We start from the raw sequence: 11,175 nt of genomic DNA, 5'->3' as shown, positions 1-11,175 counted from the left end.
GGGCCCCCCCGTCTGGGGGGGGGGTGTGGGGGGGGTTTGCCCGTGTGGGGGGGGGGTTCCCGCGGGCCCCCCCCCCGGCCGGGCGGTCCAGGCTTGATCCCTGCGCGGGTCGGGCTCCGGCGAAACCCGTCGTGGTTGCGGGTCGTCGTTGCCGCGCGGGCCGTGGGTGGGGAAATGGCTGACGGGGGTGGGGTGGGAGGGGGACAATTGTCGGGATTGTTCCTGGTGGCCTGGAGGGCCGATGCACATTCCCATCAACCACCCGGCGCGGCTGTTCTACCGGGTGCTGTCCGGCCTGATCGGGCTCTACATCCTGGCCTTCGGGGTCTGGGGTACCGCCTCCACCTGGGGTGAACCGCTGTTCGCCCGGGACAGCAACTGGGCCCTGGGACTGCGGACCAACCTGGCCTTCTCGCTCGTCTCGGTGATCTTCGGGATCGTGCTGATCATCGGGGCCTCCCGGCGCGGCAACCTGGGTCACTACATGAACCTGACCGCCGGAGCCGTCTTCCTGATCACCGGTCTGCTGATGATGTCCTTCCTGCAGACCCGCGCCAACTTCCTGAACTTCTCGATGTCGACCGTGGTCGTGTCGCTGCTCTTCGGCCTGATCCTGCTCGGCACCGGGCTCTACGACAAGGTGGGGCCGCCGGAGCACGCCGAGGCCGAACGCAACCGCCGCTATCACCCCGTCGCCGAGAGCCACCGCCGCTGAGGTGCAGGGTTGATCAGCGTCCCGCGCTGATCAACCCTGGTTTCGCCTCCAGGTGCGACAAGCCGTTCCAGGACAGGTTGACCAGGTGCGCCGCCACCGTCTCCTTGCGCGGCTTACGCACCTCCAACCACCAACGGCCGGTCAACGCGACCATGCCCACCAGGGCCTGCGCGTACAACTCCGCTAGCTTCGGGTCGTAGCCCCGGCTGGAGAACTCCGCACCCAGGATGTGCTCCACCTGATGCGCCACATCGTTCATCACACTGCTGAAGTTGCCGGTCGCGGAGAGCACCGGCGACTCGCGTACCAGCACCCGGAACCCGCTGGTCTCCTCCTCGATGTAGCCGAGCAGGGCCAACGCCGCCTGCTCCAGCAACTCGCGCGGATTGCCGGCGGTCAGCGCCGTGGTGATCCGGTCCAGCAGGGACCGGACCTCCCGGTCCACGACCACCGCGTAGAGCCCTTCCTTGCCACCGAAGTGCTCGTAGACCACCGGCTTGGACACCTTGGCGCGCGACGCCACCTCCTCTATGGAGGTGGCGTCGAAACCCCGCTCGGCGAAGATCTGCCGCCCGATCGCGATCAGTTGCTCGCGCCGTTGCGCGGCCGACATGCGTACCCGCGAGGTCGGCTTGGTCGACGCGGCGCGCACCGTACGCCGCCGCTTGTCGCTTTCCCCGCTGGGAACCTCGGCCATCTCGTCACCTCGTTGGCGCTCGGTGACGCCCTGTTGGGGAATGCTTCCTGTCTTCTGCCCGGTCACCCGAACATACTGCCAGGTAACTTTCTGGTGGCGGGTCGGCTCGCGGGCTAGACCGTCTGGTCAGCCGGCTTGGCCAGCTTCGCCGCCAGCCGCTCCGGCTTCGGCCAGCGCACATCCCACGCCGCGCCGACCTTCTCGAACAGCCAGATGACCCGGGCCGAGATGTCGATCTGACCCTTCAGCACCCCGTGCCGGGCACTCGTCGGATCGGCGTGGTGCAGGTTGTGCCAGCTCTCCCCGAAGGACACGATGGCCAACGGCCAGAAGTTCGACGCCCGGTCACCGTTGCGCATCACGAACGGCCGTTCCCCGTACACGTGGCACACCGAGTTGATCGACCAGGTGACGTGGTGCAGCAGGGAGATGCGGACCAGGCCGCCCCAGAACAACGCGGTCAAGGCACCCTGCCAGGACCAGGTCAGCAGCCCACCCATCAGCGCCGGACCGAGCACCGAGACGATCACCAGCACGGGGAAGAGTTCACCGACCCGCCGGATGTCCCGATCGTTGAGCAGATCCGGGGCGAAACGCTCCCGGTTGGACAGCTCACGGCCGAACAGCCAGCCCATGTGGGCGTGGAACAGCCCCTTGGTCAGGCCCCACACGCTGGTGCCGAAGCGCCACGGCGAGTGCGGGTCACCCTCCAGATCGGAGAAGGCGTGGTGGCGACGATGGTCGGCCACCCACTGGATGATGTCGCCCTGCACGGCGAGGGAACCGGAACCGGCCAGGGCCACCCGCAGCCACCGCTTCGCCTTGAACGAGCCGTGGGTGAAGTACCGGTGGTAGCCCACCGTGATACCCAGGCCGGACACCACGTACCAGAAGCCGGCGACACCCACGTCGACCCAGCTGAGCCAACCACCCCAGGCCACCGGTACGGCGGCGAACAACGCGAGGAAAGGAATCACCACAAAGGCCCACAGCGCGACGAGGATCCCGCGCGACTGGGCACCCTGGGTTAGCGGTTTCGGGCCGGAGTCGAGTAGGGCAGTGGACATGGAACCTCACACAGGTACGGCGGTAAAACGCGAATCTACGGCTACGTCACCGTAACTTACCGGCCCGGTAGATCACATCAGACAGCGACGAGATCCGATGCGAAAGTTGTCGTACCCAGGGCCTAGCCTGCGCCGCATGGCCGACCCCCAGAGTGACGAGGTGCGCCGCCTGCGCGCCGAGGAGCACCTCTCCGTGCGGGAGATCCGGGCCCGCACCGGGCTGGGCCGCAACCGGGTGTACGCGCTGCTGCGCGGCGTACCGCCGCCGGAGCGGACCCGACGACCCAACGCCAAGGACGACCTGCGGGCCGAGGCCCTCGCGTTGCGCTCGACGGGGCACTCCGTACCGGAGATCGCGCAACAGTTGAGCGTCAGCAGGTCGACGGCGTACCTCTGGGTGCGGCACCTGCCGCTGGCCCGTGACCCGGAGCAGGAGCGGGAACGCCGCCAAGCCCACTCGAAGGCCATGACCGAAGGCCGGTGGGCGACATACCGCCAGGCACGCGATGAGGCCCAGGCGGCTGCGCACGACTCGGCTGCCCGTGCCGTCGGTGAACTCGACGACCGGGACGTTCTGCTGCTCGGTGCGGTCACCTACTGGTGTGAGGGCACCAAGTCCAAGCCCTGGCGCCGAGACGACCATGTGCAGTTCATCAACAGTGATCCGGGACTGCTGTTGCTCTTCCTTAGGTTCCTGGAGGTCTGCGGGGTCGACCGCACCGTGGCGACCTATCGGGTGAGCATCCACGAGACCGCCGACGCCGAGGCCGCCGCCGACTGGTGGGCGGGGAGACTGGCGTTGCCGCGCGACCGTTTCCAGCGAGCAACGCTGAAGAAGCACAAGGCCACCACGGTGCGTCGAAACGTCGGGGACACTTATCGCGGCTGCCTTGTGATCAATGTGCCGGGCAGCCGTGAGCTCTACTGGCGAATTGAGGGTATGATCGCCGGGCTGTTCCAGTCCGTGACGGCACGCTGAGCATCCGTTGATGTGGCGTCACGGGTTGACATGTCAATGGGGTGTGGGGTAACGGCAACCCGCAGGCCTTTGGAGCCTTGAGCTCCTGGTTCGAATCCAGGCACCCCAGCACGGGCGGATGTGCTGCCGATCCTCGTGGCCATGCCGATCGCAACGGATTGTCTGGTTAGCATGGCCGCGAGACTGTCCGCGTCCGACGGGAGCCACGTCGTGTCCGAGCCCCAACTCCGTACCGTCGTCGTGCTCGCCGCCGGTGAGGGCAAGCGGATGAAGTCCTCCCTGCCCAAGGTGTTGCATCCGCTGCTTGGTCGTACCCTGCTCGGTCATGTGTTGAGCGCCGCCGAGCCGCTGGGGGCCCAGCGGACCATGGTGGTGGTGGGGCACGGCGCGGACCAGGTCCGGGCGCACCTGGCCGAGGTGGCCCCGGAGGCCACTGCGGTGCACCAGGCGGAGCAGCTCGGCACCGGGCACGCGGTGCGGATCGCGTTGGAGGCGGCGCCGGAGACCACCGGCACGGTGGTGGTGCTCAACGGTGACGTGCCGCTGCTGCGCCCGGAGACGGTAGCCGCCCTGGTGGCGACCCACGAGGGAGAGCGGGCCGCGGCCACCGTGCTGACCGCCGAGGTGCCGGATCCGACCGGCCTGGGCCGCATCGTGCGGGACCAGGCGGGTCGGCTGGAGCAGATCGTCGAGCAGCGTGACGCCACCACCGGTCAGCAGGCGATCAAGGAGATCAACGCCGGCATCTACGCCTTCGACGCCGGTCGGTTGCGGGACGTGCTGGGCAAGCTCTCCACCGACAACGATCAGGGCGAGGAGTACCTGACCGACGTGTTCGGTCTGCTGGTCTCGGCCGGGGAGCCGGTGGCGGTGCACCGGGCGGCCGACCACACCGAGACCCTGGGCTGCAACGACCGGGTGGAGCTGGCGGGGCTGCGGCGACTGCTGCGGGACCGGGTGAACGAGGGCTGGATGCGGGCCGGGGTGAGCCTGCTGGATCCGGCCACGACCTGGATCGACGTGACGGTGGCGCTGGACCGCGACGCGGTGGTGGATCAGAACACCCAGTTGTTGGGCGGTTCGGTGGTCGGCAGTGGTGCGGTGGTCGGTCCGGACGTGACCCTGATCGACACGGTGGTGGGTGCCGGGGCGACCGTGCTGCGCAGCCACGCGGTCGGTGCCCAGGTCGGCCCGGGGGCCAGCGTCGGCCCGTACGCCTATCTGCGACCGGATGCCCGGTTGGCCGAGAAGTCGAAGGTCGGCACCTTCGTCGAGGTGAAGAACTCCGAGGTGGGTGCTGGGGCCAAGGTGCCACACCTGTCGTACGTGGGTGACGCGACGATCGGGGCGCGGGCGAACATCGGCGCGGCGACGATCTTCGTGAACTACGACGGGGTGAAGAAGAGCCGGACCGTGATCGGCGAGGGTGCCTTCGTGGGCTGCGACACGAACCTGATCGCGCCGGTCGAGGTGGGGCCGGGGGCGTACGTCGCGGCGGGCAGTGCGATCACCACGGACGTACCCCCGGGTGCTCTGGGGGTGACGCGGGCGCAGCAGCGCAACATCGGTGGTTGGGTGGCCCGCAACCGGCCCGGGACGGTTTCCGCGGAGGCGGCCGAGCGGGCCTTGCAGGGTGCTCCGTCCCAGGTTCCGCCCGCAAGTGAAGGTGAGGCAATCCACGGTGCTGCCGAGTCGGTGGGAACCGTGACCGAGGCGGGAGATACTGCAACCGAATAGTCCCCGGCCGGCTACCACCTTCAGGCCGGGTACCACCGACCTAAAACGGGAGCAGACGGGCCCATGGGCAGCATCGTCGCCGAAAACCGCAAGAGCCTGATGCTCTTTTCCGGACGTGGCTTTCCGGAGCTGGCCAAGGAGATCGGCGAGGTGCTCGGTGTAGCGCCGACGCCGGCCGACGCGTACGAGTTCGCCAACGGCGAGATCTTCGTACGGTTCAAGGACTCGGTACGTGGTTCGGACGCCTTCGTGGTGCAGTCCGTCACGCACGGGGTGAACACCTGGGTCATGGAGACCCTGATCATGGTCGACGCGTTGAAGCGGGGCTCCGCCAAGCGCATCACCGTGGTTCTGCCGTTCTATCCGTACTCCCGGCAGGACAAGAAGCACCGGGGCCGGGAGCCGATCTCGGCCCGGCTGGTCGCCGATCTGCTGAAGACGGCCGGGGCGAACCGGATCCTCACGGTGGACCTGCACACCGCGCAGATCCAGGGCTTCTTCGACGGGCCGGTGGATCACCTCTTCGCGATGGACATCCTGGCCGAGTACGTGGAGCGCCGGTACGCCGGTCGGCCGATGACGGTGGTCGCCCCGGACTCGGGTCGGGTGCGGGTGGCCGAGCGGTGGACCGACCGGCTGGGTGGCTGCCCGCTGGCGTTCATCCACAAGACCCGGGATCCGCTGAAGCCGAACCAGGTGGTGGCGAACCGGGTGGTCGGTGAGGTCGAGGGTCGGGTCTGCCTGATCGTCGACGACATGATCGACACGGGTGGGACGATCTGCAAGGCGGCGGACATCCTGAAGGAGTCCGGTGCAGCGGACGTGATCGTGGCCTCCACCCACGCCCTGCTCTCCGACCCGGCGACGGAGCGGTTGAAGAACAGCCCGATCAGCGAGGTGGTGGTGACCAACACCCTGCCGCTGCCGCCGGAGAAGCAACTCGACAAGCTGACCGTGCTGTCCATCGCGCCGCTGCTGGCGCGGGCCATCCGTGAGGTGTTCGACGACGGCTCGGTGACGACCCTCTTCGGTGGGCTCAGCTGATCGACGGGATCCGGACGGGTCGGTCGACTCGTCCGGATTCATCCCGGGCCGGTGGCGGCGGAAATAGGCTGCGGGCCGGTCGGTGGCGGTGGTGCGGGGACTGCCGGAACTTCGGGATTCTGCTCGGGTAGACTGGTGCGGTTGCCACGGCGAGGGTGCCCTGCGGGCCGCTGAGAAGCGCCGCACGGAGGCACCGTGATCGACGCGGTGCTCCGGGCAGTCTGCTGACGCATGAGCCCCTGCGAGCCCCCCGCCCAGCACCGCCAGACGACAAGCTGCCGCGAAGCATCAGGAGTTTTCCCGTGTCCGAGGTAAAGATCAGCGCCGAGCCCCGTACCGAGTTCGGCAAGGGTGGTGCCCGTCGTACCCGCCGGGCCGGCAAGGTGCCCGCCGTGCTGTACGGGCATGGCGAGAAGCCCAAGCACATCGCGCTGCCCGCGCGTGAGTTCGCGGCGGCCATCCGCAAGGGTGGTGCCAACCAGCTCTTCGCGATCGAGGTGAGTGACGGCACGCAGGCCCTGGCCCTGCCGAAGGCGATTCAGCGTGACCCGATCAAGGACACCTTCGAGCACGTCGACCTGCTGCTGGTGCGTCGGGGCGAGAAGGTCACCGTCGAGGTGCCGGTCGAGCTGACCGGTGAGGCCGCGAAGGACACCCTGATCGTGCACGACCACGACACCGTGTCGGTGACCGCCGAGGCGACCAAGGTGCCGGATCACCTGGAGGCCTCGATCGAGGGTGCCGAGCCGGGTGCCCAGGTCACCGCGGCGGATGTCGACCTGCCGGCGGGCGTGGAGCTGGCCGGTGACCCGGAGCAGACGGTCGCCACGGTGACCGCGGCCCCCACCGCCGAGCAGCTTGAGGCGACCCTGCCCGAGGTCGAGGTGGCCGACGCCGAGGCCGAGGCTGGGGTCGGCGAGGAGGCCGCCGAGTCCTCCGAGGGTGCCGAGGCCGGTGAGCCGGCGGCTGCCGGTGGCGAGGAGACGGCCGAGGCGAAGACCGAGGCCTGATCGGTTCGTAAGCTGTGCGACAGGCGTCCCCGGTTTCCGGGGGCGCCTGTCGGCGTATATCGGGGTAGCCCTGGCGGGTGCGGATGACGGAGGGACGGGCGGTGACGGAGGAGACCGGGCCGTGGCTGGTGGTCGGGCTGGGTAACCCGGGTCGGCAGTACGCGGGCAACCGGCACAATGTCGGTTTCATGGTGGCCGATCTGTTGGCTGGTCGGCTGGGCGCGACCTTCGGCCGGTACAAGCGGGCGATGGCGGACGTGGCCGAGGCGCGGCTGGGCTTCGGTGGGCCGAAGCTGGTGCTGCTCAAACCCTTGACGTACATGAACCTGTCCGGTGGTCCGGTGGCCAGCCTGGCCCAGTTCTTCAAGGTGCCGCCGGCTCAGGTGATCGCGGTGCACGACGAGTTGGACATCGAGTACGGCCAGGTGCGGGTGAAGCGGGGCGGGGGCGAGGGCGGGCACAACGGGCTGCGCTCGATGTCGAAGTCGCTGGCCACCAAGGATTACGTGCGGGTGCGGTTCGGCATCGGCCGCCCCCCGGGACGGCAGGATCCGGCGGACTACGTGTTGTCGGATTTCGGCGCGGCGGAGCGCAAGGAGTTGGATTTCCTGGTGGATCGGGCCGCCGATGTGGTGGAGTCGGTGATCACCAAAGGTGTCGAGCCGACGCAGAATGCTTATCACGGCGCCTGAGGGTTCCGGGGCGGCCGGCCGATAGTGTCGGTTCGTGGCCGAGCGGGGCGGCTGTTCGACGTAGCCGGATTGCGACGGGAGAGCGCAGGACATGAGCAGTCCTCCGATGGTCGACGGAGAGTTCGCTCGCTGGTTGGCGGCCAGGGCGGGCGAGGCGCTGGTGGGCCTCCGCGCGGAGACGGGGTTCGAGGATCCCGCAGCGCTGAAGTCGGCCGGGGACAAGGTCTCGCATGAGCTGATCCGGGCCGAGTTGGCGAAGTGGCGTCCGGGTGACGCGGTGCTCTCCGAGGAGGACGAGGGCTCCCGGCGGGCCGCCGCCCAGCAGGGCGAGGCGGCGCCCGGGTCCCGGTTGACCGCGGACCGGGTGTGGATCATCGACCCCTTGGACGGTACGCGGGAGTTCAGCGAGCAGGGGCGTACGGACTGGGCGGTTCATGTGGCCCTGTGGGCGCGTGACGCGCAGGCTTCGCACGGCCTGATCGCGGGTGCTGTCGGGTTGCCGGCCCAGCAGCGGGTGTTGGCGACCGACCAGCCGCCGGCGTACCCGTCCGTGTCGGTCGGTGGTGCGGGCCGGTTGCGTCTGGCGGCCAGTCGGAGCCGCCCTCCGGCGTTCCTCACCGCCCTGGCCGAGGAGGTCGGGGCGGAACTGGTGCCGATGGGGTCGGCCGGCGCGAAGATCGCTGCGGTGGTGACCGGTGAGGTGGACGCCTACATCCACGCGGGCGGCCAGTACGAGTGGGACTCGGCAGCGCCGGTGGCTGTGGCGACGGCCACCGGACTGCATGCTTCCCGGATTGATGGTTCTGCGCTGAAATACAACGAGGCGGACCCCCGTCTGCCTGATCTGTTGGTGTGCCGTGCGGATCTCGCCAGTCGGTTACTTTCCGCGCTGCGGCGGCATGGTGGGTAGCCTGGCGCTAGTTTCCTGGTGCCCCGACCGGAAAGGTCTGGAAAGCTGATGAGCGAGCGAATCGAGTCGATGTCATGACCGTGACCGCGGCCTACCAGGTCACCCATCTGGACGCCCTGGAGGCGGAGAGCATCTTCGTGATGCGCGAGGTGGTCGCCGAGATGGAGCGGCCGGTGCTGCTCTTCTCCGGCGGCAAGGATTCGATCGTCATGCTTCGGCTGGCGCAGAAGGCGTTCGCCCCGGCGCAGATCCCGTTCCCGGTGATGCATGTCGACACCGGCCACAATTTCCCCGAGGTGCTGGACTACCGCGACCGTCGGGTGGCCGAGTTGGGTCTGCAACTGGTGGTGGCCAGTGTGCCGGAGGCCCTGGCCAGCGGGATGGTCCGGGAGTCGGCGGACGGGATGCGTAACCGGATCCAGACCCCGGTGCTGCTGGACGCGGTGGAGAAGCACCGGTTCGACGCCCTTTTCGGTGGGGCTCGCCGGGACGAGGAGAAGGCCCGCGCCAAGGAGCGCATGTTCAGTTTCCGCGACGAGTTCGGCCAGTGGGATCCGAAGAACCAGCGACCGGAGTTGTGGTCGCTCTACAACGGGCGACACCATCCGGGAGAATCGATTCGGGTGTTCCCGCTGTCCAACTGGACCGAACTGGACGTATGGCATTACATCGCCCGGGAGCGAATCGAGTTGCCGTCGATCTACTACGCCCACGAGCGTGAAGTGATCGAACGTGACGGGATGCTCTACGCGGTGAACGAGTTCCTGTCGGCCCGTGCCGGTGAGGAGCGCTTCAAGGCCCGGGTGCGGTACCGGACGGTGGGCGACGCCTCCTGCACGGCGGCGGTCCGCTCGGACGCGGACACCGTCGAGAAGGTCATCGAGGAGGTCGCCGCGACCCGGATCACCGAGCGCGGGGCCACCCGGGGTGACGACCGGGTCAGTGAGGCCGCGATGGAGGACCGCAAGCGGGAGGGCTACTTCTGATGACCACCGAGACGATCACGCCGGGCGACGCTACGGACCCGACCCCCGCCGGTGCGGGGGCCGCGTCGGAGGCCCGCCCCATGGATCTGCTGCGGTTCGCCACGGCCGGCAGTGTGGACGACGGCAAGTCGACCCTGATCGGTCGGCTGCTGTACGACACCAAGTCGCTGTTCACCGACCAGTTGGCCGCGGTGGAGGCGGTCAGCGCGGCCCGGGGCGACGAGTACACCGACCTGGCCTTGCTCACCGACGGCCTGCGGGCCGAGCGAGAGCAGGGCATCACCATCGATGTGGCCTACCGCTACTTCGCCACCCCGCGGCGCAAGTTCATCATCGCGGACACTCCGGGGCACATTCAGTACACCCGCAACATGGTCACCGGTGCCTCGACCGCCGACCTGGCGCTGATCCTGGTGGACGCCCGCAAGGGTCTGGTGGAGCAGTCGCGGCGGCACGCCTTCCTCTGCTCCCTGCTGCGGGTGCCGCACCTGGTGCTCTGCGTGAACAAGATGGATCTGGTCGACTACTCCCAGGAGGTGTTCGACCGGATCGCCGACGAGTTCACCGCGTTCGCGGCGAAGCTGGACGTCCCGGACCTGACCGTGGTGCCGATCTCCGCGCTCAAGGGTGACAACATCGTCACCCGGTCCGAGCGGATGCCCTGGTACGAGGGCCCGGCGCTGCTGCATCACCTGGAGCGGGTGCACATCGCCAGTGACCGCAACCTGGTCGACGTCCGGTTCCCGGTGCAGTACGTCATCCGCCCACAGTCCACTGTCGTCACCGACTACCGGGGCTACGCCGGTCAGGTGGCCTCCGGGGTGCTCAAGCCGGGGGACGAGGTGATGGTGCTGCCCTCCGGCTTCACCAGCCGGATCTCCTCGGTGGAGACCGCCGACGGGCCGGTCACGGAGGCCTTTCCGCCGATGTCGGTGACGGTACGGCTGGCCGACGAGATCGACATCTCCCGGGGAGACATGATCTGCCGTCCGAACAATGCCCCGGCGGTGGCCCAGGACATCGAGGCGATGGTCTGCTGGATGGACGAGAGCCGCCCGTTGCAGGTCGGCGGCAAGTACGCGATCAAGCACACCACCCGGGCGGCTCGGGCGATCGTGCGCGGTCTGCACTACCGTCTGGACATCAACACCCTGCACCGGGACGAGTCGGCGGGCGAGTTGCGGCTCAACGAGATCGGCCGGGTCCGGCTGCGTACCACCATCCCGCTGCTCGCCGACGAGTATCGCCGTAACCGCACCACGGGAGGCTTCGTCATCATCGACGAGAGCACCAACCGTACGGTCGGCGCCGGCATGATCGTCGAAACCGCCTGATCCC

General features: G+C 68.6%; 11 protein-coding genes and 1 tRNA gene. 10 read left to right on the top strand and 2 right to left on the bottom strand.

The features are described 5' to 3' along the window. Positions 1–241: 241 nt before the first annotated feature. Complete coding sequence (locus ACGFIK_RS27405) at positions 242–715, top strand: DUF4383 domain-containing protein (protein ID WP_327022825.1); 474 nt, start codon at positions 242–244, stop codon at positions 713–715. Positions 716–728: 13 nt separating this feature from the next. Here ACGFIK_RS27405 and ACGFIK_RS27400 read toward each other — a convergent pair whose 3' ends face one another. Further along, on the bottom strand, positions 729–1,412 hold the full coding sequence (locus ACGFIK_RS27400; protein ID WP_327022824.1) for a TetR/AcrR family transcriptional regulator: 684 nt from the start codon (positions 1,410–1,412) through the stop codon (positions 729–731). 113 nt (positions 1,413–1,525) lie between these two features. Further along, positions 1,526–2,479 carry an acyl-CoA desaturase gene (locus ACGFIK_RS27395; RefSeq protein WP_393342099.1) on the bottom strand — a complete coding sequence of 318 codons (954 nt, stop codon included), beginning with the start codon at positions 2,477–2,479 and terminating at the stop codon, positions 1,526–1,528. Positions 2,480–2,615: 136 nt separating this feature from the next. On the opposite strand from ACGFIK_RS27395, the gene ACGFIK_RS27390 reads away from it, so the two are divergent. The 9 genes from ACGFIK_RS27390 (at position 2,616) to cysN (ending at position 11,171) form a co-directional block, all read left to right on the top strand. Then, positions 2,616–3,458, top strand: a complete 843-nt coding sequence (locus tag ACGFIK_RS27390; RefSeq protein WP_393342096.1) for a helix-turn-helix domain-containing protein — start codon at positions 2,616–2,618, stop codon at positions 3,456–3,458. Between the two features lie 37 nt (positions 3,459–3,495). Beyond that, positions 3,496–3,567: transfer RNA gene (locus tag ACGFIK_RS27385), tRNA-Gln, on the top strand. A 101-nt stretch (positions 3,568–3,668) separates the two neighbouring features. Then, a complete protein-coding gene (gene glmU, locus ACGFIK_RS27380) occupies positions 3,669–5,195 on the top strand; it encodes a bifunctional UDP-N-acetylglucosamine diphosphorylase/glucosamine-1-phosphate N-acetyltransferase GlmU (protein WP_393342093.1) in 1,527 nt (508 codons plus the stop codon). A 63-nt stretch (positions 5,196–5,258) separates the two neighbouring features. After that, positions 5,259–6,239, top strand: a complete 981-nt coding sequence (locus ACGFIK_RS27375; RefSeq protein WP_013731491.1) for a ribose-phosphate diphosphokinase — start codon at positions 5,259–5,261, stop codon at positions 6,237–6,239. A gap of 302 nt (positions 6,240–6,541) precedes the next feature. Beyond that, positions 6,542–7,249 carry a 50S ribosomal protein L25/general stress protein Ctc gene (locus tag ACGFIK_RS27370; protein WP_327022820.1) on the top strand — a complete coding sequence of 236 codons (708 nt, stop codon included), beginning with the start codon at positions 6,542–6,544 and terminating at the stop codon, positions 7,247–7,249. Between the two features lie 101 nt (positions 7,250–7,350). After that, the gene (pth, locus tag ACGFIK_RS27365; RefSeq protein WP_327022819.1) at positions 7,351–7,941 is read left to right on the top strand and encodes an aminoacyl-tRNA hydrolase; all 591 of its coding nucleotides are present in this window, start codon (positions 7,351–7,353) and stop codon (positions 7,939–7,941) included. A 91-nt stretch (positions 7,942–8,032) separates the two neighbouring features. Further along, positions 8,033–8,851, top strand: coding sequence for an inositol monophosphatase family protein (locus ACGFIK_RS27360; RefSeq protein WP_327022818.1), 819 nt, complete (start codon positions 8,033–8,035; stop codon positions 8,849–8,851). Between the two features lie 74 nt (positions 8,852–8,925). Continuing rightward, the gene (gene cysD, locus ACGFIK_RS27355) at positions 8,926–9,837 is read left to right on the top strand and encodes a sulfate adenylyltransferase subunit CysD (protein ID WP_327022817.1); all 912 of its coding nucleotides are present in this window, start codon (positions 8,926–8,928) and stop codon (positions 9,835–9,837) included. Positions 9,838–9,917: 80 nt separating this feature from the next. After that, positions 9,918–11,171, top strand: coding sequence for a sulfate adenylyltransferase subunit CysN (cysN, locus tag ACGFIK_RS27350; RefSeq protein WP_327027275.1), 1,254 nt, complete (start codon positions 9,918–9,920; stop codon positions 11,169–11,171). The last annotated feature ends 4 nt before the right edge of the window (positions 11,172–11,175 follow it).

The sequence above is a fragment of the Micromonospora sp. NPDC048871 genome (genome assembly GCF_043198155.1).
In the GTDB taxonomy this organism is placed as follows: Bacteria; Actinomycetota; Actinomycetes; order Mycobacteriales; family Micromonosporaceae; genus Micromonospora.
Note: the sequence above shows the minus strand (reverse complement) of the source record. Positions and strands in the feature narration are given on the sequence as shown.

What these genes read in the sequence shown, in the direction of transcription:
- ACGFIK_RS27405 (WP_327022825.1), top strand. Translation starts at nt 242, where the DNA reads ATGCACATTCCCATCAACCACCCGGCGCGGCTGTTCTACCGGGTGCTG.
- ACGFIK_RS27400 (WP_327022824.1), bottom strand. Translation starts at nt 1,412, where the DNA reads ATGGCCGAGGTTCCCAGCGGGGAAAGCGACAAGCGGCGGCGTACGGTG.
- ACGFIK_RS27395 (WP_393342099.1), bottom strand. Translation starts at nt 2,479, where the DNA reads ATGTCCACTGCCCTACTCGACTCCGGCCCGAAACCGCTAACCCAGGGT.
- ACGFIK_RS27390 (WP_393342096.1), top strand. Translation starts at nt 2,616, where the DNA reads ATGGCCGACCCCCAGAGTGACGAGGTGCGCCGCCTGCGCGCCGAGGAG.
- ACGFIK_RS27375 (WP_013731491.1), top strand. Translation starts at nt 5,259, where the DNA reads ATGGGCAGCATCGTCGCCGAAAACCGCAAGAGCCTGATGCTCTTTTCC.
- ACGFIK_RS27360 (WP_327022818.1), top strand. Translation starts at nt 8,033, where the DNA reads ATGAGCAGTCCTCCGATGGTCGACGGAGAGTTCGCTCGCTGGTTGGCG.
- cysD (WP_327022817.1), top strand. Translation starts at nt 8,926, where the DNA reads ATGACCGTGACCGCGGCCTACCAGGTCACCCATCTGGACGCCCTGGAG.
- cysN (WP_327027275.1), top strand. Translation starts at nt 9,918, where the DNA reads ATGGATCTGCTGCGGTTCGCCACGGCCGGCAGTGTGGACGACGGCAAG.